Source organism: Sporolactobacillus shoreae (assembly GCF_004684935.1).
Taxonomy (GTDB): Bacteria; Bacillota; Bacilli; order Bacillales; family Sporolactobacillaceae; genus Sporolactobacillus; species Sporolactobacillus shoreae.
In genome coordinates, this window is the sequence record NZ_SRJD01000016.1 from 39,440 (window position 1) to 62,276 (window position 22,837).

Below are 22,837 nucleotides of genomic sequence, written 5' to 3' on the forward strand. Positions count from 1 at the left end.
AATTCCATTGTCATTCATTAGTTTATCCTGGCACGCGATCATCAGGAACATGCTCCGGAATTAAGTTGCGATAGGACCTAAGACGTAATTGGCAGGCAACTATTAACTTTATTATAAATAATAAAGATGAACTTGAGATGAACACACTGAAAATTTTTTTACAAATATTCCATGCTTACCTGGCTTCCCCTTCCTGAGGGTTCAGCCGGCTCAACAACAAGCCTGCGCGGCAGTCTTTCCCGCATCTCAGGCACATGGCTGATTACCCCGATAAAAAGCTTACGCATATGAAGCCTTTCAAGTGCGGTTATCACTGTATCAAGCAGTTCGGGATCAAGCGTCCCGAATCCTTCGTCAAGGAAGAAAAATTGCAGCGGCACATTTCCGCGGAGCTGAATCTGTTCGGAAAGCGAAAGGGCGAGTGCCAGCGACGTCAGGAAAGTTTCACCGCCGGAAAGGGAAGATACCGGACGCAGGATACCGCCATTCCCATTATCACGAATGATGAACCCCCCTCCTTCATCTGTTTCCAAAGCGTAGCGGCCACTCGTCAGGTCTCCGAGACGTTTAGAAGCGGCCAGACAGACTGACTGCAGCTGCTCCTCAGCGACAAATTCCACGAATGCATTCCCTCGGAAGACCCGCTGCATTTTCTCAAACTGGCCTTCAGCTTTCTCAGCCGTCTTTCGGCCGGATTCCAGTTCTTCAAAAAGCGCATTCCGCTTTGTAATATCCTCAAGCGCTGTTGAAGATGCTCCGAGCCGTTCACTCAGCTGCTGAACAGATTTCTCCAACTGCGAATATCGTTCTTCTGCATCAGCCAACTGGTCTTTGGTTACCGACTGGCCGGCAAGTTTCTCAGAAAGCGTTCGCAAATCTGAAGCGAGCTGAACCGTGTCTTTTTCATAGGATTCGATCCGTTTTTCAGTTTCCCCGCGTTTTTCTTCCGTCATATGTGCGCTGAGTACGGCATTCCTTGTGGCAAAGCCTGATTGATTCATGCGTTCATCCCACTTAAGCTCCGCACTTTCCAGATTGGTTTTTGCCCTCTCGAGCCGTGCTGAGGCACCGCTTCTCAGCTTGTCGGCTTCATTGAATTCAGACAATGCCCCCTGCCACATCTGATAGTGCTGTTCCTTACTTTCTTTCAATGTCCTCAATTCATAGTCAAGTTCCTCAAGCATCGTTTTCACGGGGCTGTCCGGAGACAAATGCAGCAAAGAAAGTTCCTGCTCACAATTGGCCAGAGAAGAGCGGATATTTTCCAACTTGCCTCTGATTTCATTCCTTTTTGCTTCGATCCGTGCGTTTTCATCCTGATCACTTTTAAACTTTTGTTCCATTTCTGTCAGGGCAATCCTTGCCTCAACGATTTGTTTTCTGATTCGTTCAGCTTCTTGATCCGCGTTCTGAATCTTTTGATCAATTTCCGCGACATCGTCAGGTTTTGGAAAATTTTCCGGCCATTCCGCGATTAATTTTTCAAGTTCATGCTTCAGATTCAACGCTTCGTCTTCTATTTTCTGTTTTGATTCGTTGTATATTTTTAGATTTGCTTCGAGTGAAATACGTTTCTGATTGAGCTCGCGGGCCTGATCGATGTATTTTGCGAGTGTCTCCCCCAAAGCGATGATATCCTGTTTCTGTTCCCTGATATCCAGAGCGGCCTTATCCAGAGCTTCCTTTATGCCATGACTTTCCCATTCCGCGAAATTGACCTGATCAGATGATTCATCCTGATCTTCAGAGTGATTGCCTGTCACAGGACGATGTGGGAATATCGCAGAAAAATTTTTAGACTGCTCTTCCAATTGGAATCCGCATGTGTTGTTTTCCTGCTGAAAACGGATCAGAGCGTCTTCCGACTTGCGATAATATGCGATTTTTTTGTCCGGACCTTCCTGGTCTGGATGACTGATCCTGACGGCCGGATTTGGGTGATGTACCGCACCACAAACGGGACACGGTTCCCCGTCTTCCAGCCCGGAAGCGAGGTTCAGTGACAAAAGTTGCTTATAAGCCAAATCTCGCTCTTGTGCCGCCTCTTCCTGTTTCCTTCTGACAAATTCCAGCAGCAGGCGGATCGTGCTCCCGGCATTCTCTGTACGGTTGTAAATACGCCGGCACTGCTGAAACCACTGCTCCGCATGAATAACGGTTTCCTCTTGTCGGCTTATTTCCCCTTCAAGCGCCTGTTGATTATCCAGAAAATTTTTCTGGGCTTTCTTCCAATCGGCACGTTTTTCCTTCAGGCGATCCTCCATCGCATCGATTGCTTTTTTTCCGTCGCGGGCCTGATAAATCATCGTTCTTTGGCTGTTTGGTACTTCAATGTCCGACAGCGTCTTCTCCAGATTTTCCAAAGACAGGCCAAGCTCTGATTTGCGCTTAACTTCCAAATTGATTTTCTCGTTGACGGATTGTATCTGTTTCTCAAGTTCGTTAAAACTTGTCAACGCCGATAACCGTTCCTTTAACCCCGTATCGAGCTGCCGCCTGATCCCCTGGCCTTGGACAAGTTCCTGCCTCCGGGCTGAGAGAAGCGGTTCCTTCTCTTCGATCAGCTGTTTGGCCGTCGCATATTTCCCCCGCGTCTCCTCTTCAGAAGTCCTGGATTTTAGAAAAAGTGAATCTGCCCGGGCAAATTCAGTCCCCGCTTCCTGATTCTCCTTTTCAGCGGTGATCAAATGTTCAAGATATGGAATCATTTTATCGGCTTTGTCGTTCAACTTCAGAAGGCGCTTTTTATCCTCAATATCCGGCTGAAGTACCACCAATTCATGCTGAGCTTTAATTTTCCTGTCCTTTTCTTCCTGCAGCATCCAGACCTGCCTGATCTGATCGCGTTCTTGTCCGTAGTTCTCCATTCGAGTGCGTGTTTCGCTGAATTCTTTTTTTAGGAGCTGATACTCGCCGCGAAGCTTATCGACCGCTTGGCGCGAAGCGTCGCCAAGCAGGGCTTCCTTTTCCGAAATAATCTCGAGCCTGCGGGTCACCGCCTCGTAATGCATTTTAAGTTTAGCCAGCAGTTCATCTCCATACTTTTCGAGGTGAAACAGACGCTGAAGCATTTTCCGGCGTTCATTGCCTTTCAATGTCAGAAATTCGGAAAATTTTCCCTGCGGAAGAACGACGGCGCGGGTAAAATCATCATGCGTCAGGCCAAGAATGTCCTGAATTCTCCGCGTGACATCCTTTTCCTTGTCGGCCAGCACTTCTTTTTCACCGTTGAGTCTCAGCAGCCGGCAGGTTCCCAGTCTCAGTCCTCCGTCTTTTGTCCGCTTATAGGAGCGCTCGGCGCGGTATCGGTCAGTCTTTGCTCCGGCCAGTTCAAACGTAAACCCGACGGAGAGCTGATCTTCAAGCTGGTTGAGTATGCCCTGTGTATTATTTGAGGCACGCTCGACCGTCCCATAAAGCGCCAGTGTGATGGCGTCAAGGATTGTTGATTTTCCGCTCCCTGTTGGTCCGAAGATTCCGAAAATGCCATCCGCTGAGAGTGTTTCAAAATCAATGTGCTGCACTTCACGGAAGCTGTTCAATCCCTGAATCGTCAATTCAATCGGTTTCATGTCGGTCCCTCCCTGCAGCTGCTTCCTTTACCGAAGGATCTTCCTGAATCAGCTGAAGAAAAAGCCGTACAAGTTCCTCTCCCGGTTCGGCTCCTTGCACTTGATTTTTATAGAATCGGATAAAAAGCTGGTCGATGGGAAGGTCGGACCTTGAATTTACCTTAGTCTCTTCCTGATTTTTGCTATAAATTGGCCGAATGGTGACAATGTGATTGTTGGATTGACGCAAACTCTGTATATCATGCATGTTCAACGCCTCGTCCAACTGGATCTCAAGATCAATCCACGCGTTCTGATCACGTCCTTCTTCGAGCCAGCGGCGAACTTCTTCGAGCCCGTTCTCTGCATGCCAACGCACCAGGGGACGGCCGGAGGACAGAGGAATTTGTTTCACCTCTGCCCCTTTCCGCGGTTCAACATCTATGATTGTCACCGATTTCTGCTGTCCGGATTCGGAAAAACTGTAGGCCAATGGGGATCCCACATAACGCGCGGGTGACGGTGCCGCCTCAAGGGTCTGCGGTCTATGTAAATGCCCCAGCGCCACATACTGCGCTTCACCCGGGAATGATGAAGGGTATACGGTATATGCCCCGCCCACCTGTATCGGCCGTTCCGATTCGGATTCCTTTCCACCGGCTGTGAAAATATGCGTCATCAGAATATTGACTGTTTCTCTGGAAAAATGCTGTGCATGTTCCCGGAACAGTCTTTCCAGTCGAGAATTATAGGCTTCCTGAATGGCGGTTTCCTCATTCATTGTGCTCAGGCACTCGTTCAGCCTTGATTCCGAGGGATAGGGAATACAGCTGAGGACCAGTGTTTCATTCGTACGGCGGACATTAAGGGAGATCGGCGAAGTGACTGGTTTCCCGACAATGGTGATTCCACGGCGCCCGGCGAGAGGCCGCGAAGCCTCAAGACGTTCAGGGCTATCATGATTACCGGCGATTACAAGCAGGGGCCGCGCTCCTCCGCAGGCAAGCCGCTCTGCCGTTTCATAAAAGAGCGCCTCTGAGATGGCCGGAGGATTGACCGTATCAAATACATCTCCAGCCATCAATATCGCATCGACTTTTTCATCATCGGCAATCCGGCAGATCTCATCCATTACATCCTCCTGCTCATCTTCTCGCGAACGTCCCTCAAGTGTCCGCCCAAGATGCCAATCTGCAGTATGCATCAGCCTCAATTGAACCCCCCCTTTTGATCTGTCAGATCGACGAAATACCCACCGTCGAACGCATAAAGTCCGACCTGTGCCACCCTGCGTTTCCAAATCCTTTCAATCGCCAGTCGGTACAGACCCAGCTGTACACGGTAGCGTCGCTTTAACTCTTCAATTGCCGCCTTCTTTTCTGGAAAACGGTCTGAAAGCCGATCTGTTTTATAGTCGAGCAGAAGCAGCCCCTGCCTGTCCTCAATAATGCAGTCAATGACGCCCTGAACTAGTACCTTTTCACTATTTTCCGGATTTCCGCGACCCCAGGCAGGGTAGACATCTGCAGTATCCAGAACAAGGCTGAAGGGGCATTCGCGAGTGACCTGGATGGCTTCACGCATCCTTACGCCAACGAGTGACGATAAAAATTTGAGGACAGCTTGATAATCCAGGCTGTTTTCTTCATCAACAGTCAAAATCTCTTTTTCAACCAGCTCTAGTCCCTGCGCGCGGATGGATGCAGCATCAGTAACATGATTCAGATCCAGATGCTGCATCAGGATGTGCATCGATGTGCCTCTTTCCGTCGGCGAAAGCTCGCCCCTTTGCAGGAAGTTTGGCCTATCTCCGCCAATCGCAGAGAATTGACGGTCTAACAGGCGACCATCCTGTCCCTGACTGAAATATTCCTGATGCGCTTTGATCTCGGTCACCGTTTGTTTGGCCATAGTAAGGGTGGCCTGAGTATACGGGTAAATCCATTCCAGCCGCCTCCTGACCTCATCTTGATTGCCTGAATACGATGCAACAGCTTTCCATTGTTTCACCCGCTCAAGACGTGTATTTTCTTTAGGCGTCCGCTCCGGCTGCCCCACCTGAAGACTTCTTGCAGCGACGATACTCACATTCAGCGCTGCCGGGTCTTCCGAGATGGCTGTCCTGTCAGGCGATCCACCAACCAAATGGTGCAGTACTTCCGAAGATCGGTGACGGAGGACGGACGGTCCGATCCAGTCCAGAAATGATGTCGCCGAGGTCCGGAGATATTCGGGAAGTAGCCATTCCGGACAGCTCATCGCTGGCAGCCATTGACGGACTTGTTTTTCCGCATCGCGGACCGTTCCGACTAAAATAAGCTTTTCTCGCGCGCGGGTGACCGCCACATAAAGGATGCGCATCTCTTCGGCCACCGCATCTGCCCTCAACTGCTCTCGGATAGCGAGATAGGGCAATGTCGGTACACTGAGCCTTTTCTCCGGATCAATCCAGCGCGTCCCTATACCGAGTGTCTTATGCAGCAATGCCGGGGAGGCCAGATCCTTCATATTAAACTTTCTTCCTATACCCGACAGAAAAACGACAGGAAATTCAAGCCCCTTGCTTTTATGGATCGTCATGATCCGCACGACATCTTCCTGTTCACTCAGCGCCCGGGCTTCCCCGAGATCACCTCCGCTTTCCCTCATCCTTTCAATAAAGCGCAAAAAACGGAAGAGTCCTCTAAAGGATGTTTTTTCATATTGACGGGCGCGGTCATAAAACGCTTTAAGGTTTGCCTGACGCTGGGTACCTCCGGTCAGGCCTCCGGCGTAGTCAAAATAGCCGGTATCCCTATAAATTTGCCAGATGAGTTCCGACACCGGGCGGCTTTTTGAGAGACTGCGCCATTCACTGAGTTTCCCGAGAAAATCTGACAGCTTGTCCGCAAGCTCATCATGTCGGGTTTCCGCATATTTTTTCAATGCTTCATAATAGGAAGCATCACGATCCGACATCCGAATCAGTGAGAGAGAATCCCCGTTAAGGCCGATAAAAGGCGAACGAAGCACTGACGCAAGCGGAATATCCTGGAACGGGTTATCGATCACCTTCAATACAGCCAGCATGACCGATATCTCGATTGTGTCAAAATAACCCTTAGTCAGTTCTGCGTATGCGGGAATCCCATGTTGTGCAAGAACCTCTTTCATCATCGCCGCAGAGTTGCTGGATGAACGCATCAGAACGGCAATATCACGATAGCGTACTGACCTCATCTGGTGGGAATCTTTGTCAAGCACCTGAAAAGCCGGATTCTTCCCATTGCCGATCATCGCGGAAATACGGTCGCTGATTGCGGCAGCCTCGAGCTCTGTTGACTCATAATCATCCGTTCCGTCGGCATCTTCGTTGCCCTGATCCGCCCGGTCAATCAGTTCTACGTCCATGGGCAGACACTCATCCTGATAGTCCGCGCCAAACCGAAGTTCAGCGGCTCTGTCATAAGTCACACCGCCGGCCGTTTCATCCATTACCTGCCGAAACAGAAAGTTCGCGCCGTCAATCACTTCTTTACGACTGCGAAAATTACTGGAAAGGTCAATTTTCTGCGCTCTTGTTTCAGGATTTGAAAACATTTTGTACTTTTCTATGAAAAGCCTCGGTTCTGCCAGACGGAATCCATAGATGCTCTGTTTTACATCTCCGACCATAAATAGATTTCCGCCGTCACTCTCTTTAGTGATCAGCTGAATAACCGCTTCCTGCACCCGATTCGTGTCCTGATATTCGTCCACAAGAACTTCCTCAAACCTTGCCCGGTACTGTTTCGCAACGACAGAAGGTGCAACATGGTCTGGATCGGATCCATCCGCTCTGAGAACCGCCAGGCACTCATGTTCCAGGTCGGAAAAATCGAGCACCGCTTTTCTCCGTTTTTCCTGGCGGAATTGCCTCGTAAATTCCCTGACCAGCTCCACCAGCACAGAAATAGAGGGCGCCATGTCCCTTAGATCCTGAAGCAGTTCTTCCGGGGCGCGATCAAACCATTGCTGCTTGAGATCTGTGATTATTTTTTTGACTTTATCACGCGCTTTTTTGACCTGATCTTTTATTCCTTCATCCACATTTTTCGAAGACACGGATTTAAGCTTATCAAATGTGAAAGATAAAACTTGTGAGCGGATGGATTCCCATCCCGATTCTTTAAGCAAAAGCAGTTCATTCACTTTAGAGAGGTCCGAGGAAAGTGTCTCCGCATAGGCTTCAGGTCCGCCAGGTTCGCTGCACAGGCGGATGGCTTCTTCCAGCGAGCTTGCGGCGTCTGATAAATTGCGAAACAACACCCTTTTAAGGCCTTTTGTCCAGCTGAAATCATCAATCGACTGTCCTTCATACGGCTGATAGCTTTCCGGTAAATGATTCAGCCATTGATCCGGCCAGGGATTGCTGAGCGAAAAGTCATAGACTCTGAAGATCAGGCTCCGAAGTGCATCGTCGCTTCTGTCCCCCGAATACTGATCCACCAGTTTGAAAAAGGCGGGATCACCTGTTGTATAGTTTTTTTCCAGAACCCCGTCCAAAACTTCTTCCCGGAGCAGGCCCGCTTCTGTCTCATCAAGAAGACGGAATCCAGGATCAAGATCCAGATAATAATAATACTTTTTAATGACCGACATGCAGAACGCGTGAAGAGTCATGATTGAAGCTTTGCTGAGCAGTGCCTGCTGACGGCGCAAATAAAGGCTTTCAGGATGTTCGGCAATTTGCTTGTCCAGTGCGCGGCCGATCCTCTCCCGCATTTCAGCAGCTGCGGCATTTGTAAAAGTGACAACCAGGAGGTCATCAATCGTGATCCGATTTTCCTGATCCGTAACTTTTTTGATGATCCGTTCGACGAGTACCGCTGTTTTTCCGGAACCTGCCGCGGCAGCAACCAGAAGGTCATGTCCTTTTTCTGTGATCGCCTGCCACTGTTCTTCCGTCCATTTGCTCTTCTCAGGCTTTGCTCGTGTCATGAGTCCTTGCCTCCTTTCTCCGTTAATTCCTTCAGAATGTGCTCGTCAGGAATCTTTTTCAGCTGCCTGAATGCATTGCCAGGCTGCGACTGATCAAATTGGCAGACCGGTCTGTAAGGACAGAAGGTGCAGGGGATGCGCTCTTTCAGCTTGAAAGGGGCAATGCGGACATCGCCATCGGTAATTTTTTCTCCGATCTCAGTCATCCTATCTTTGGCGTAGTTCCGCAGGGCGCCGAATTGTTCCGGTGTGGCAAGAGAAGATCCTTTATAATAGCTGCCATCCCTTTTTATTCCGAATGGTGCGACCTCCGAGTGGCCGCCCGATGGCAAAAGATCGGTCAGTTTAAGAGCCTCTTCATCTTCAAGCAGCAGCCCTTTCATTTTGAATGTTTTATAGAGTTCGTCCTCAACCGCTTCAGATGAGATTTTTTTGTCCTGGATGAGTGAAGGATTATGCATATGAAAATATAAAACACCTGCCGGCTCTGCCTGAGTCCCCAGCCAATGTTTTGAATTCGTGATTGCGACATCAAGGTAAGCGAGCATCTGCAGAGCGAGTCCATAGTAGACATCATTCAGGTTCAGATCCTTCGCGCCCGACTTGTAATCAATGATTCTCAAAAGAAGCCGATGATTCGCGTCTTCCGCTTTATCCACACGGTCAATCCGGCCGACAATTTCCATTTTACATCCGTTATCCAACGAGAAGGCGAGCGGGGGAACGGGCTGTCCCGGTCCGAACGGGAGTTCCAGGCTTACCGGCGTAAAGCCGCTGACGCGCGCGTGACGGCTCATGACCCTGGCGACACGTGCGACTACCTGCTCCAGCTTGCGCTGCAGATAACGATACCGGCCGGAACTCGACAGGATCTGGCGCTGAAGTCTCGGGGCAATCGCGTCCACTGTTCTTGCGGCAAGCCTGTCGCAGTCTTCCGGTGAAAGTTCCCCCCAGTCCCCGTGATTTTTCATGATCTCCTCTGTCATTTTTTTGACAGCGAGATGAAAAAGCTGGCCTATATCCGGCGCCGCAAGCTGAAAAACTTCCCTTTCCCTGAGCCTCAGGCCATATGAAGCGAACTGTGAAAAGGGACAGGCGCTGAAAAGTTCCATTCGCGAAACGCTGGCCTGAATCGTGTTGCCGTAAAGATCACGTGCCATTGCCTTGCTCAGGTGTTCGTCATTTCGTGAAAACAACCCGGAAAGTATTTTTTTTGCTTTCGGTCCCCAATTTGTCTGAGGCGTAAACCAGTTATAGGCATCCCACCAGATGTCTGATATCCCATAGCCTCTCCGCCACTCCCTGATCTGAGTGGCAAGATAGCTGATCGTTTTTCGCGGTGAATTGATAAAACCGATCTGTTCGGATTCCGGCAATGAACGCGGCTCAGACAATGCGAGCCGGACGGGCAGATCCGGAAACAACCGGCGGAGTCGGCCGACCAGCGGCGAAGCTTTAAGCGCTTCACCGCCCTCCGAAGCAAGCGGGTATGAGAGGTACAGCCTTTCTTCAGGCATAGACAAAGCGCGGAATATCAATTCGTTTTCCCAGGCCATCTGCCCGTCATCATCGTCGGCGACATGCATCCCGCCTTCTTCAAGCGTCTTCCTGTCATCTCCTGAGAAAAGGCCCTGTTCCGATGGCTTGGAAGGAATCACACCTTCATTAACACCGAGGAGGAAAACAGCTCTTGGATTTGAAGATCTCATCCGGTCCATGCTGCCGACAAGAACCTGATCAAATGCCGGTGGAACCAGTGCAAATTCAAGACTGTCAAGGCCTGAACCAATAATTTGGGTAAAGAGCTCCCCACTTATCTTTGCATTGCCCGCCCCTTCCACGCACTGGTCGAACAAATCAATAACCGCCTTCCAGGCTTGTCCGTGTTCCCTGGACTCCTCCAGGCGTTGATCCTTTTCCGCTTTCTGAGCTAAATGTTCCAGTTTTGCGGGTACTGACAATCTGATCAGGAACTCATAAAGCGCTTCACATTTTCTGCGAACATCCTGAGCTTCTTTTAATTGCCCGGCTAACCAAGCGAGAGGTTCGGCCACTATTTTTCTCCAGTAATTAATCTTCTTCTGCGCGTCCTGTTCTCTGTCTGTCGACTCTACCTCGTTTTCTGAAAGGCCCCGATAAACGTGATAAGTCCATGGCTCCTTATCTGTCCACTTCTTTTCACCATAAATTCCGTAAGCCATAACATAATTTTCCAGTTGATCCATGGCCTCGCGGGCACCCTTGAGATCACTGCCTGCCGGGATCAAGAGGTCGGTCTTCACACAGCGGAAAACAGGCTCGTAATGCCAGTTCTGCTGGAGGGTTTCCAGAACAGAACGGATCAATTCAATAAGCGGATGATGTTTCATTGATTTTTTCCGGTCAATAAAAATAGGAATCCCATAATCGGTAAAGACAGTTTCAATCAAATCCCGGTAACTGTCCAGATCACGAACCAGCACTGTTATATCCCTGAAGTGGAGATTCCTGTCCCGGGCAAGCCCGATCAGATTTCTTGCGGCCTGTTCCACCTCTTCACGGCGGTTAACCGCTTCGGTAAGAACAATCCCTTCAGATGAAGTACCTTCTTTAACAGCATGATCCCCAAAGTTTAGATTTAGAGCTCTAAGCCCTGACGTTTTCGCTCGGACGACCTCATTCTTAGTTAAAATGGGCTCAACAGTGAGGTGCTGATTTTCAGCGGCTTCTTTCAACTGGAGATAAAGCAAAGCCGGATGCCTGAAAGCGGAAAATTCATCAGGAAGCCGGTCATAAGCTTTGTCGGAACCAAGAATCACCGTGACGCGCCGGCAGGCACCCATCAGTTGTGCCACGACGAGCTGTTCTTCAGGCGTCATGGTCTGAAAACCGTCAATCCATACTTCGGCCTCTCTCAAAAACTTTGTTTCGGCGATTTTCCCGGCCATCAGGTTTAAATAGTCGTCACTGTCCACATATTTCCCTTCAAGGGCTTCTTCGAACGATTGATAGACAACAGACAGATCGTGAAGTTTATCTTTCAGCAGCAAATCATCCGCCGGAGCAGATTCCGACTGCGTTGCAATTTGTTCTGGTGTCAGGCAATAGTGTTTGAATTCGGCGATTGTATCTCCCAGCAGGCTGTAAAAACCCGTTTGCTCCGAGGCTTTCCGGAACAAACGCAGTACCTTTTTATTTTCTTCCACAACCTTCCGCAGCAGCATCGCAAGTCCCACAGAATTCAGATGAATACGGGTCATTCCGCCTGACTGCTGGAGAACGCGGAGCGCCAGCCGTGGCATGCTGTAAACATTCAGCCGGGTCATTCCGCCTAATCCGGGTGTGCCGGCAAATGCGTATTCCATACCGAATGTCATATGCTCCGGAACGATATAGATCAGCGGAGACCCTGAAGGATTTTCACGAAGGCGTGTCCGGACTTCTTCCATGCACAATGCTGTTTTTCCAGTTCCGGGCCTTCCAAGAATAAAACGCACCGACATCTTCAATCCTCCCAATCAGACGACAATATTCATTCTCTAATTATACCATACTAAGAACATTTGTTCCTTTTGTTTTCTAAATAGAAAATCACCTGAAGAAAAACGTCAGCCAGTCGATCATCGGCTTCCACAGGCCAGGATATTCTTTCAGTATCAGTTTCCTGACCTGTACAGATGTCAGATCACTCAGATCTTTCGTATGGGTGACAATCCTGATGACACCGTGCGGCGATTGCCCGATTGCGATGTGTCCCTCCGCGTAGCCACCGATTGCGACATGCGAGGCAATAGCCGTCCCGCCAATCGAAAACACACCAACTGATAAACCGCCTAGGGACAAAACACCGATGGCGAGACCACCTATTGCGAGCGCTCCGATCGACAGTCCGCCCACAGCAAGAATTAGCCCTAAAACGATTCCGCCGAATCCAAGAAAACCGGCGGACAGACCTCCCAGACATAATCCACCCAAAGAAATGCCCCCGATAGAAAGAGCACCTATAGATACAGTGCCGATGGCTAAAATTCCTTTTGCCACACAAAATCCCGGACCAAGATTGATGTGAACAAGCGGAAGGCCGAAAAGCGTTCTTTTGCTTTTGAATTCATAGCGCCACGCATCGTAATAAGTGCCCGGATCATTTTCCTGATGCCTTTCAACCTCAATAGAAAGTTCATCTCTGATCAATTTGTCAGTTGATACACCAAATAAATCGCTGAAGACGATCAGCTTGTCCTTGTCAGGATCGGATTGACCGGATTCCCACTTCGAAACGGCCTGTCTTGAAACACCAACGATCTCGGCCAACTTCTCTTGAGACATGCCTTGCTTCTTTCTCAGTGACTGCATTTTTTCGTGAAAGTTCATGGTTGTCACCTCCCATTCAAGAGTATAAATTTCTATCGCACATGACTACCAACCGTTGCTGACAATCTGTCAACCGGCAGTTGCGTTAACAATTTCAGGGCTTTTTTTACATTATCACATGAAAAGCAGCCAAAAGAGAGCCGGAATATAATAAACATTCATTCGGCCTTTTTCATTTTGAACAAATTACCGAAACCATGTAACATTTACCGTGAATCAAACGTTGTTTTTGTGTACGCAGCGAAGGGGGAGCACAGGTGGAGAGGAATTTGGATGAATTATACCGCAATTTTGCAAAACCCCTCTACTTTTATTTGCTAAAACTGTCAGGCTCCCCACATTTGGCTGAAGATTTAACGCAAGAAACTTTTGTCAGAGCCACGATCTCTTTGTCGTCTGTTCAGCATCACGAAAACATCAGAGCATGGCTCTTAAAAACGGCTAGAAACGCTTATCTGGATGAATGGAGAAAACGCGAAAAGCGAAAATGGATTCCCTTTGCAGAATCACTGCTTAATCAAAGAGAAATGCTCAGCCCATATGGCTTGCCTGAAGATGAAGCGATAAAAGCGGAAAATCAAAAAGATGTCGAGCGACTGTTAAGCTGTCTTCCAGAAATTTATCGTTCCGCTATCTATTTGCGAGAAATAGAGGGACTGAGCTATACGGAAATTCAAAAAGCACTCGATTTAACGGAAGGTCAAGTAAAAGTCACCTTGCACCGAGCAAAAAAGAAATTAGCACATCTGATGGAAAGTAAAAGTTGGAGGAGTGAACTACTCACCATTGAAATGGTAAGCTTCTGGGAACACCGTTCGCTTACTTTGAGAAGACCAAAGCAGAGGCCACGGCTGTTAACCAGGGCTCATCCCGAGCCCACAGACGTCTTGCTCAGCCAAAAGCGAGACGTTCAATATTTTTAGCCGCATTGACATCCCGGTCGTGGTGCGTGCCACATTGTGGGCAGGTCCATTCTCTCACGTTGAGGGGTTTCTTCCCATCGTCATGCCCGCACGTGGAACAGATCTGTGACGTTTTGTACGGATTCACAAGCTTGAGCTCTTTGCCGTACCACGCACACTTATAGATGAGCAGCCGCCGGAGCTCCCCCCATGCCTGGTTGACGATTGCCCGGGCGAGTGCATGATTCCGAAGCAGATTTTTGGTTCTTAAGTTCTCTAGGGCGATCCGGTCATACGTCTTCACGAGTTCGGTCGTCAATTTATGAAGCTTGTCCATCCGCTGGTTCGCTATTTTTTCATGAATCAGAGCGACTTGAAGGCGGGCTTTGGTTACGTTTTTAAAATCCGCCAGGATGCGGGGTACGGGCACCTTTTGGTGGTGGTCCCAGGCAATGGCTTTTTTCGCCAATTGCTGCCGTCGAGCCAGTTTTCGCTGCCAGAGCCGGAGCTTACGGGCTAAGCCTTGATCAAAATGAGTGGTCGGCGATCGGAGATCCTCCACGGAACCAATGAGCAGGTCTTTCACGCCTAAATCACAACCGATGGTTTGGCCGGTTTTGGGGAAGGCTTGATTTTCGCCTTCCACGGTTAAGACGGCAAAGTATTTTCCTGTCGGCGTGCGGCTCAGGGTGACTTGTCTGATCGTTTCGGAGAGCCGCTGTCCTGCTTTAAAGCGAAGGATCCCCAGTTTCGGCAGGCGAATCCCATGATGGCCGACGGGCTGGATGTTGCCCTTCACAAATTTCGAGGTGTAGCTTTGCTTGAAGGCGTGTTTGGCTTTGAACTTGGGATGCCCTTTTTCTTTTTTAAAGAACGCGTGAAAGGCGTCTATTAAATGCTGATTGGTGACCTGCAGGCTGGTGCTCTCTGCTTCTTTAAGAAAGGGATGTTCCTTTTTCAGCAAAGGAAGCAGGTTGTTCAGCGCATACGCAGTCAAAAAAGAAGCCTTGGGATTATTTTCATGCCGCTCCTCGAGCATCGCCAGCATCTGATTCCAAACAAAACGCGCACAGCCAAAGTTTTGAGCCAATTGCTGGCGTTGCTGTTTGTTGGGATAGATTCTCAATTTCAAGCCCTTCGTAACCATGGTCTCACCTCCCTTCGGAAATGATTATAGCACATTCGTTCTCATTTCAACACGGGATTGAGAGGTTATCTCTTGTCAGTACGGGATTGCCCAAGACGCAGATAAAACTCGTCATTAAAATGACGGAGTTTTATCTGCTGGCAACCCTTAATAAAAATGACTGAATGGACCAAAGACAAGGAAAAGAGGATACTACTTAAATACCGGCTGACGTTAACTTTCCGTATCCTTCGTATACTACTCTTCTGCTTTCTGCTATATGCTGGTTATTCATTGATCACCAATTTTATCTTTCGGCAGACAAACATGTCTGACAAGCACGTATTCTATAGTGAACTTGCGCTCGATTGGACACAGCCAAATCTTCAGGCAGATCTGGGAGGCACCGTCAATAAAGAAATCACGCCGTTCTGGACACAAAAAATTTCGTACTCCGTGTATCGGGTTATTGGCACTAAATCATACTACGCCGGGGAGGTTTCGATTAACAAACCGGTTCTGACATCATTCGCAAACATGCAAATCAAACTTAATCCTCAAAATAATCAAGAGGACCGATACGTTTTTTCTTTGCCTGAAAACCCAAAAACCGGAAAAAAATATAATGTCCGCTTAACCGACCCATCAGTCTGGGATGTACTAAATAAGGTAGATCAAGGAACCGTCGCCGATATGTCCTTCTCAACAACTCGGTATCTTTCACCTGAGGAATTGATTAAACTGCTTAAGCCCTATGATCTTCATATTCTATGGATGCCGATTTATACGGGTGAATTGAAAAACTTTGATCCGGGCTATGCGGGTTCATCAGACACACTTTCTGTTCCAAACTTTGGCCTGGCGGGTGGTCGTGGAAAGGATGGAAGCGGACAGTGGAAAGATACCGATTTGAGAGAAGAAAGCCTTAAACAAAGTGAAGGATCAATGCTCAAGAATATGAAAAATTTATTAAAAAATGAATCGAAGACCTATTATGAGTCTTTTTTAGGCTTGTACTATTTGCCTGAACGCTATGGTTATCTGCAAAAGAACGGTTTTCAAGCTTATGGCGCCGTAGTTACGGGACCGGTTAAGGAGTTGCTGAAATTAAAAAATGTAAAAGAAATCCGCGATCCAAAGCTTGGCGATTTGGAGTTCTGGAATTGGGAAAACGAATGAAGTGTGAGGTTAAAAGATTACGACTGGATTTTTTCAGAGATTAGACCACTCGGGTTGAAAGTACTTTTAAACATTTGTCCGGAGTTAAGCGAAGACTGTTCTTGATGTAAAAAAAGCAGAATGAGAGCTTGCTTTTCATCCTGCTTCATTAATAGTCGGTGATGTCTAAATCCCCGACTGCCTTTTTTAATTTGTGTCTTTTGTTAATCTTCCCGATATTTACCGACCTTTTCTTCAATCGACGTTCCCTGCGGACGGAAATGGATCTTCACTTCTGCCGCAACTTCATCGGCGCCGGCTTCAACCGTCGCATAGATCGTCTGTTTCACAACTTCCAGCAAGTCATCCAGCTCACCCTCGAGTACGGTTTCCAGTGCGTCGACTTCGTACTTCACACCGGACTTCTGAATAGCTTCAATCGCTTTATCCACTAATGCATAAGTATCCTTATCCTTTGAAAATGGAAGAATCTGCAGCCCGACATTACTTTTTGGCATGACGTATGCTCCTCCCTGCTCTTTTACTCTTCGTCCCAAACTTTAACTTCGGTCATAATGTCGCCATTGTGCATCGCCAGAACGGTATCAAGACCTTCAGTGACTTGTCCAAAAACGGTGTGTACGCCGTCCAGATGTGGTTGAGGTGCGTGCACTATAAAAAACTGACAGGAACCAGTGTCGCGGCCTGCATGAGCCATCGAAAGTGCTCCTGCGACATGCTTATGCGGATTGCCATCCGTTTCACATTTTATTGTATAGCCTGCGTCACCCATTCCTGTGCCCGTCGGATCGCCGCCCTGGCTGACAAATCCGGGGATGACGCGGTGGAAAGTCAGACCGTTATAGAAGCCTGAATTGGCAAGTTTTTCAAAATTAGCTACTGTATTCGGCGCTTCGCCCGGGAAAAAATCAATTTTAATGACCGCACCGTCTTCCATTTTAATCGAACCTTTTTTCATATAAACTCCTCCTTATTCTTCCATATTAACGGCTATTCTTTCTGCGTTCAATAAAGATCATTGCTAATAGCGCCAAACCGACAACCAGTCCGCCCAAGGAATATCCGGCAAGAACATCCGTAAAAAAATGTACTCTGAGAAAAGGCCGGCTGAACCCGATCAGAAGGATCATTGCCAGGTTGATTCCAATCCATAGGACTTTGATCCATTTAATCCCGATCAGCGGCGTGATCAGGATGATCAGGAGTCCGTATACGGTCGACGCGTTCATTGCGTGCCCGCTTGGGAAACTGTATCCGCTCACGTCTACCAGATGAGGAAAATTCGGACGATGCCGCATGATCTGGTTTTTGAGCGCTTCATTCAGACAACGTTCAACGATAAAAGCGGTGGGCAATAAAATCAAAGCAAAAATTTTTCTTCTGAGCAGCAAATAAAGTGATGACAGGATAATAATGAGGATCAGCAGTTTTGAATCCCCGAAATCGGTCAGCTTGGAAAAAAAAGCGATCAGCGGCTTTGTTCGCAACGGATCAAGGTCCTGGATCAGTCGATTGTCCAGTCGGACGACTTCCGAGTTACGAATTGCCAGAGCAAAAGCAAGAAAAACAAGAGCACAAAGGATAACGATCCATGCTCGGTTCATGGCCATTCGTTTTGCTTTTTCTAATTTTTCCATTTATCACTCCCCCAATTCCCCCATAGTCATTTTTCCGGGAATGATTCAACCGTCTCTGTCTATTTATGCTGCCTGTCCGGAAACCATGAAGCCTTCACCCGCGTCCTGATAAAAAAATCATACATCCGATCATCGGCCAGAAAAACGTCCTTTTTGCGGCCTTAGCCGCCTGCGAATATAATTAAATAATAATACATTGATCATCGTTTTCAGCACAGAAAGGACGGATAAAATGGAAACATTTGTTTTTCAGCTTGAGGGAATGTGGAAGGGATCATGGGACGGAAACGGCCGGATTGAGACCAAAGGACTGAATTCGAGCATCTCCGTTGATCCCTCAATGCAGGGAAGCGGAATCGGAACCAATCCTGATGAATTGCTTCTCAGCGCTCTTTCGTCCTGTTTTCTAATCACACTTGGTATAAGGCTGAATAAAGAATCAATCAGCTATGACCACATCTCCATACGGTCTGAAGGTACCGTGACCAAACAGGGCGGCCTCCATTTTGAGAAAGTTGTCCATAAACCTGTGATTTACCTTAATGGAGCACTTTCCGATGAATTGCGCTCAAAACTTTTCGCTGCCATAAAAATGGCTGAGCGGGACTGCATGATAGCGAAAGCAGTCCGGGGTAATATCCGTGTTGATGTTGAACCGGTATTCCAACCTGCGGGCACAAACCTCATCAGCGAAAAAGCGTGAGAAGACGTCATCTTCTTCACGCTTTTTCCTTTTTCAGAGACATTTTTGTTTTATAAAAATTTTCCTGTGCTAGAACAACCACCTGCTGAACCTGCCGGGATACCGACCGAACTGTTTCCTTCTTTTTGACAAAATCGAGCTGAATTGAGGACATGTTCTGCGTCAACGTGTTTTTTTCCGCGCCAATTTTTTCGGCCTGACGCCGCATTTTCTCACTGGTTTTAGAGACTTTTGCCATCGTTCCGTTCATTCGTTTAAGCGTCGCCGCAGCCGAAAAGAAAAATCCGATGACAGCTGCTACAACGAGTCCCAGACTTAGGTAGACAATAATCATTCCGATCAGTCCTTCTCACTGTTATCAAATGACCCTATTCCGCTTTTATCATACCCCAAAGATGGTGAAAGATCATTTCTGAGCAGAAAATTCTTTGGGCAGCCGGTCGACTAACTTTCTGCGGAGCAACTTACGAGACGCGTTTCGCGGAAGCAGTCCGGTAAATTGGATGCCAACCGGCAACTGATAACGGGCAAGTTTTTTTTGGCAAAAATCCAGAATGTCTTTTTCACTGACTGTACGCTCCGGTTTCATATGAACAAAAGCGAAGGGCACCTCACCCCATTGTTCGTCTTTAACGCCGATGACCCCTGCTTCTTCGACGTCCGGAAAAGCGAGCAGTACGGATTCAATTTCAGCCGGGTATACATTCTCGCCCCCAGATATGATCAGATCATCTCTTCGGTCAAGTACGTAAAGGAAATCGTCCGTATCCAGATAGCCGATGTCGCCCGTTCGCAGCCAGCCGCCACTGAATGTTCTGTCCGCTGTTTCAGGATGGTTCCAGTAGCCCGGACTCACATTCATACCGCGGACCTGTATCTCACCCGCCTCTCCAGGATCTGCAACCCGATCTTCTTTAATAATCCGAATTTCTCCGTGGAAAAGCGGTTTTCCCGCCGATCCCAGTTTCGAGAACATAAATTCGGGGGGCAATGTCACCATCTGAGAAGCAGTTTCTGTCAGTCCGTATGTTTGATAAACAGGGATCTTTTTCTGCCGGCTACGCTGCAGGAGCGGAAGAGGCGCCGGCCCGCCGCCAAGCAGCATGCAGCGAAAAGCATCCGGATAGCTGGCAGTTCCCAGATCGTCAAGCATCCGCCTCAGCATGTTTGCGACAACAGAGATCATCGTCACGCCATTTTTACAGATCATTTGGTTTGCCTCGTGCGGATCAAACTTTTTCGCGAGAACAACCGGCATTCCATAAATGACATTTTTCATTAAAAGGGACAAGCCGCTGACATGAAAAAGCGGGACACAGCAATACCACTTGTCAGTTTCTGTCAAACCCAGATTTAAGGCTGATCCGGCCGCACTCCACCAGTGATTGCCAAAGGTCAGAACGACTCCCTTTGGTTTTCCCGTCGTTCCAGAAGTGTAGATCATCGTACAAGGGGCATCTAGGCTGAATTCCGCCTGCAGTTTCACCTCCGAATGAGACTGCCGCTTCACCTGACTGATAGAAATGCGATGAAACAAGCGGGGTTCATTTGCTGCAGAATTGAATAAATGATTTTTATCATCGAAAATGAGCCAGCTGGCTTTGCTGTCTTCGATCTCCCAGACCTGTTCCTCAATACTCAGCCGTGTATTAAGCGGTACCCCCACGGCTCCGATCGCCATCAGCGCGTGAAAAAAGCGAACAAGATCCAGACTGTTGCCGCTCAGAAGGGCAACATGATCATTTTTTCGAATCCCCAGTGACGCCAGCTTCCCGGCAAGTTCATAAACCTGCTCCCAAAGCATGCGAAACGAAATGATATCGCCATCAGTCTCAAAAGCCGGCCGTTCAGGTGTCAGATTTGCGCGCTGCATCAGCCAATTCGGCATCATCGCATTCTGCATGGGTGCATAATCTCCTCCTGTTACTTACGGGAACTTCGGATACTTACTGAAATCGGGATCACGTTTCTCTTTGAAAGCGTCCCGCCCCTCTTTCGCTTCATCAGTCGTATAATAAAGCATCGTCGCATCGCCACCCAATTGCTGAAGTCCGGCCAGACCGTCCGTGTCCGCATTGAAAGAAGCCTTCAGAAAGCGAAGTGCAGTCGCGCTCTTCGAAAGCATTTCCTTGGCCCACTCAACCGTTTCCTCTTCAAGCTGATCCAGCGGAACTACTGTATTGACGAGTCCCATATCGAGTGCCTGCTGCGCATTATACTGCCGGCACAGATACCAGATTTCACGCGCTTTCTTGTGCCCGACAATCCTGGCTAAATAGCCGGCACCATACCCGGCGTCAAAGCTGCCGACTTTCGGCCCTGTTTGTCCGAAAACAGCGTTGTCCGCAGCGATTGTCAGATCGCAGACGATCTGGAGCACATTGCCCCCGCCAATCGCATATCCGGCAACCATAGCGATCACCGGCTTCGGAATAATACGGATCAGATGCTGCAGATCAAGCACGTTCAGACGTGGGATATGATCGCTTCCGACATAGCCGCCGTTCCCTCTGATTTTCTGATCCCCGCCGGAGCAAAATGCCAGTGTCCCGGCACCAGTCAAAATAATAACGCCAATACTTGAATCATCACGGGCCCTTGAAAAAGCGTCGATCATTTCCATGACTGTTTTCGGTGTGAACGCATTGCGCACACGCGGACGGTTAATTGTAATCTTGGCGATGCCTTCATAACGCTCAAATAGAATTTCATCGTAGGGTTCGATCGTTTCCCACTCTATAGATGACATGATCATGACTTCCTTTCAGCTTCAAAGTATGTACAAGTTCTCTTGTGCCTTTTCACACGACTATCATTTTATCATATGAACCTTTGGATCGGATATTTTTTACTACCTGGAACACCGTTTTAGGAAACCCAGTTTTTTATATTTTAGCCCGATGAAAGCCTGCTTGCCCGATTTTCAGTGACTTTGCTATACTTGTACCATTGAAAAAAAAACGGGAAACAGCAAAAAGTACTGTCCGGCTTCGCGTTTTTTTAGCAAAGGTTCGAAGGGGGAACAGTCTTGGATAAAAAAGTTGCTCTGATTACCGGGGGAACCCGCGGTATAGGAAAAGCAATTGCAGAAAAATTTGCTCAGAACGGTTACAATCTTGTCCTGAATTACGCGCGGAAAGCAAGTAACGCCGAAGAGACAAAGCGCGACATTGAAGAAAGATATCCCGTCAAGGTAAAAATTGTCAAAGCAAACGTGGGCGAACTGGAACAGGTTAATCAAATGTTCGAAGCTGTGGATGAGGCTTTCGGAAGATTGGACGTGTTTATCAATAACGCGGCCTCCGGTGTTCAGCGCCCGCTCATGGATATTCAGGAAAAGCACTGGGACTGGACGCAGGATATTAATGCCAAGGCTTATTTATTTGCCGCCCAGCAGGCAGCAAAGCGGATGCAGCAGACCGGAGGCGGGCATATCGTTGCTCTTTCCAGTCTGGGCGCTGTCCGCGCGCTCCCGAATTATGTTGTGGTCGGTGTTTCAAAAGCGGCGGTTGAAGCGATCACGCGCTATCTCGCTGTTGAACTTGCGCCGATGAAAATAACCGTAAATACCGTTTCCGGAGGCGCCGTGGACACAGACGCACTGAAACATTTTCCGAACCGTGAAGAACTTCTCCAGCAGGCGGCGAAGCACAATCCGGCTGGCCGGATTGTTGAACCTGAAGATCTTGCGGAAACCGTCTATTTTCTCTGTACACCTGCGGCTTTTATGATCCGCGGGCAAACGATCACTGTAGACGGCGGCCTGTCGCTTCTCGCTGAATAACACAGAATCAAAAAAGCTGTTTCATTGCCGAAAATCCGACTAAAGAAACAGCTTTTTTGATTACGTCGTCACTTGATTACGCCGCAAAGCACCCGTTTCCCCGAATTGCTTGAAGGATCCGTTTCCTGATCGTCACCGAACTCTTCGATAATCAGTGCCGATCCGTCGGCATCCCGAAGCGAGTTCTCTTTTTCTTTCTGCAGTGTCACCCGAGGATTATAGATGACTGTTTTGACATTTCCATGGCTGTCGGCAAAAACATTAGGCATATCGCCTGCGTGCGGCCCCTTGGGGTTTTTCAGACCGTGCTGCCTGTGCGCTGGATTAAAGTGATTGCCGGAGGACATAAAATCAGGAGGCGTGCAGCTCCCGATTTCATGAAAGTGAATCGCGTGGATTCCCGGCTTCAGCCCTTCGGCGCGCAGTGAAATCCGGACACCCTTCACTGTTTCGGTCAGAACCGCTTCACCGACCTCTTCATTGTCGGCATTGATCAGCGGAACGACCAGCCTTTCGACATTATTTTCTTTTGCGCTTACTTTTGCTCCCGGATGATGCTCATAGACCACCACTGCGAGTGCCAGAGCAAAGCACGCCAGATAGATTATTTTTCTGAAATTCAAATGGATCATCTCCCGCCGTTAGG

Annotated in this window: 17 protein-coding genes; 4 read left to right on the forward strand and 13 right to left on the reverse strand. The window is 48.4% G+C overall.

The window, feature by feature from the left end:
- Positions 1-158 precede the first annotated feature (158 nt).
- The 5 genes from E4665_RS12930 to E4665_RS12950 form a co-directional block, all read right to left on the reverse strand.
- Positions 159-3,572 (reverse strand): AAA family ATPase, encoded by a 3,414-nt coding sequence (locus tag E4665_RS12930; protein ID WP_135349219.1) that lies wholly within the window; start codon positions 3,570-3,572, stop codon positions 159-161.
- Positions 3,559-4,764 carry a metallophosphoesterase family protein gene (locus tag E4665_RS12935; protein ID WP_135349220.1) on the reverse strand — a complete coding sequence of 402 codons (1,206 nt, stop codon included), beginning with the start codon at positions 4,762-4,764 and terminating at the stop codon, positions 3,559-3,561. Before E4665_RS12935 ends, E4665_RS12930 begins: the two co-directional genes overlap by 14 nt.
- Positions 4,761-8,510: a helicase-exonuclease AddAB subunit AddA gene (addA, locus tag E4665_RS12940; protein ID WP_135349221.1), complete on the reverse strand. Its 3,750-nt coding sequence runs from the start codon at positions 8,508-8,510 to the stop codon at positions 4,761-4,763. The genes E4665_RS12935 and addA overlap by 4 nt, the downstream gene beginning before the upstream one ends.
- Entirely contained in the window at positions 8,507-11,992 is a 3,486-nt protein-coding gene (gene addB / locus E4665_RS12945; protein ID WP_135349222.1) for a helicase-exonuclease AddAB subunit AddB, read from the reverse strand. The genes addA and addB overlap by 4 nt, the downstream gene beginning before the upstream one ends.
- A gap of 88 nt (positions 11,993-12,080) precedes the next feature.
- A complete protein-coding gene (locus E4665_RS12950; protein ID WP_135349223.1) occupies positions 12,081-12,860 on the reverse strand; it encodes a helix-turn-helix domain-containing protein in 780 nt (259 codons plus the stop codon).
- Positions 12,861-13,129: 269 nt separating this feature from the next.
- Here E4665_RS12950 and E4665_RS12955 point away from each other — a divergent pair, with 269 nt between their 5' ends.
- Positions 13,130-13,783, forward strand: a complete 654-nt coding sequence (locus E4665_RS12955; RefSeq protein WP_241654856.1) for an RNA polymerase sigma factor — start codon at positions 13,130-13,132, stop codon at positions 13,781-13,783.
- Here the strand turns inward: E4665_RS12955 and E4665_RS12960 are convergent.
- The gene (locus E4665_RS12960; protein WP_135349225.1) at positions 13,752-14,909 is read right to left on the reverse strand and encodes an RNA-guided endonuclease TnpB family protein; all 1,158 of its coding nucleotides are present in this window, start codon (positions 14,907-14,909) and stop codon (positions 13,752-13,754) included. The two genes, E4665_RS12955 and E4665_RS12960, sit on opposite strands and share 32 nt — an antisense overlap.
- A gap of 156 nt (positions 14,910-15,065) precedes the next feature.
- Here E4665_RS12960 and E4665_RS12965 point away from each other — a divergent pair, with 156 nt between their 5' ends.
- Positions 15,066-16,067 carry an anti-sigma factor gene (locus tag E4665_RS12965; protein ID WP_135349226.1) on the forward strand — a complete coding sequence of 334 codons (1,002 nt, stop codon included), beginning with the start codon at positions 15,066-15,068 and terminating at the stop codon, positions 16,065-16,067.
- A 203-nt stretch (positions 16,068-16,270) separates the two neighbouring features.
- On the opposite strand, the gene E4665_RS12970 is transcribed toward E4665_RS12965, so the two are convergent.
- The 3 genes from E4665_RS12970 to E4665_RS12980 are packed head-to-tail and all read right to left on the reverse strand — an operon-like array spanning position 16,271 to position 17,704.
- A complete protein-coding gene (locus tag E4665_RS12970; protein WP_135349227.1) occupies positions 16,271-16,564 on the reverse strand; it encodes a thiamine-binding protein in 294 nt (97 codons plus the stop codon).
- A gap of 23 nt (positions 16,565-16,587) precedes the next feature.
- Positions 16,588-17,025, reverse strand: coding sequence for a peptidylprolyl isomerase (locus E4665_RS12975; RefSeq protein ID WP_135349228.1), 438 nt, complete (start codon positions 17,023-17,025; stop codon positions 16,588-16,590).
- Between the two features lie 25 nt (positions 17,026-17,050).
- Positions 17,051-17,704, reverse strand: coding sequence for a phosphatase PAP2 family protein (locus tag E4665_RS12980; RefSeq protein ID WP_241654857.1), 654 nt, complete (start codon positions 17,702-17,704; stop codon positions 17,051-17,053).
- Between the two features lie 232 nt (positions 17,705-17,936).
- Here E4665_RS12980 and E4665_RS12985 point away from each other — a divergent pair, with 232 nt between their 5' ends.
- Positions 17,937-18,407, forward strand: a complete 471-nt coding sequence (locus E4665_RS12985; protein WP_135349229.1) for an OsmC family protein — start codon at positions 17,937-17,939, stop codon at positions 18,405-18,407.
- A 16-nt stretch (positions 18,408-18,423) separates the two neighbouring features.
- Here the strand turns inward: E4665_RS12985 and E4665_RS12990 are convergent, their stop codons facing one another.
- The 3 genes from E4665_RS12990 to menB form a co-directional block, all read right to left on the reverse strand.
- Positions 18,424-18,741 (reverse strand): hypothetical protein, encoded by a 318-nt coding sequence (locus E4665_RS12990; RefSeq protein ID WP_135349230.1) that lies wholly within the window; start codon positions 18,739-18,741, stop codon positions 18,424-18,426.
- Positions 18,742-18,813: 72 nt separating this feature from the next.
- A complete protein-coding gene (locus E4665_RS12995; RefSeq protein WP_135349231.1) occupies positions 18,814-20,310 on the reverse strand; it encodes an o-succinylbenzoate--CoA ligase in 1,497 nt (498 codons plus the stop codon).
- Between the two features lie 24 nt (positions 20,311-20,334).
- On the reverse strand, positions 20,335-21,156 hold the full coding sequence (menB, locus tag E4665_RS13000) for a 1,4-dihydroxy-2-naphthoyl-CoA synthase (protein ID WP_135349232.1): 822 nt from the start codon (positions 21,154-21,156) through the stop codon (positions 20,335-20,337).
- A 279-nt stretch (positions 21,157-21,435) separates the two neighbouring features.
- Between menB and fabL the strand changes: the two genes are divergently transcribed.
- Positions 21,436-22,191, forward strand: a complete 756-nt coding sequence (gene fabL, locus E4665_RS13005) for an enoyl-[acyl-carrier-protein] reductase FabL (RefSeq protein ID WP_135349233.1) — start codon at positions 21,436-21,438, stop codon at positions 22,189-22,191.
- A gap of 68 nt (positions 22,192-22,259) precedes the next feature.
- On the opposite strand, the gene E4665_RS13010 is transcribed toward fabL, so the two are convergent.
- Entirely contained in the window at positions 22,260-22,814 is a 555-nt protein-coding gene (locus tag E4665_RS13010; RefSeq protein WP_135349234.1) for a superoxide dismutase family protein, read from the reverse strand.
- Positions 22,815-22,837: the final 23 nt, after the last annotated feature.

Coding starts and splice junctions, on each gene's coding strand:
- E4665_RS12975 (WP_135349228.1), bottom strand. CDS start 17,025: ATGAAAAAAGGTTCGATTAAAATGGAAGACGGTGCGGTCATTAAAATT.
- E4665_RS12965 (WP_135349226.1), top strand. CDS start 15,066: ATGACTGAATGGACCAAAGACAAGGAAAAGAGGATACTACTTAAATAC.
- E4665_RS12985 (WP_135349229.1), top strand. CDS start 17,937: ATGGAAACATTTGTTTTTCAGCTTGAGGGAATGTGGAAGGGATCATGG.
- E4665_RS12990 (WP_135349230.1), bottom strand. CDS start 18,741: ATGATTATTGTCTACCTAAGTCTGGGACTCGTTGTAGCAGCTGTCATC.
- E4665_RS12960 (WP_135349225.1), bottom strand. CDS start 14,909: ATGGTTACGAAGGGCTTGAAATTGAGAATCTATCCCAACAAACAGCAA.
- menB (WP_135349232.1), bottom strand. CDS start 21,156: ATGTCATCTATAGAGTGGGAAACGATCGAACCCTACGATGAAATTCTA.
- E4665_RS12930 (WP_135349219.1), bottom strand. CDS start 3,572: ATGAAACCGATTGAATTGACGATTCAGGGATTGAACAGCTTCCGTGAA.
- E4665_RS12950 (WP_135349223.1), bottom strand. CDS start 12,860: ATGAACTTTCACGAAAAAATGCAGTCACTGAGAAAGAAGCAAGGCATG.
- E4665_RS12980 (WP_241654857.1), bottom strand. CDS start 17,704: ATGGAAAAATTAGAAAAAGCAAAACGAATGGCCATGAACCGAGCATGG.
- addA (WP_135349221.1), bottom strand. CDS start 8,510: ATGACACGAGCAAAGCCTGAGAAGAGCAAATGGACGGAAGAACAGTGG.
- E4665_RS12970 (WP_135349227.1), bottom strand. CDS start 16,564: ATGCCAAAAAGTAATGTCGGGCTGCAGATTCTTCCATTTTCAAAGGAT.
- E4665_RS12995 (WP_135349231.1), bottom strand. CDS start 20,310: ATGCAGAATGCGATGATGCCGAATTGGCTGATGCAGCGCGCAAATCTG.
- addB (WP_135349222.1), bottom strand. CDS start 11,992: ATGTCGGTGCGTTTTATTCTTGGAAGGCCCGGAACTGGAAAAACAGCA.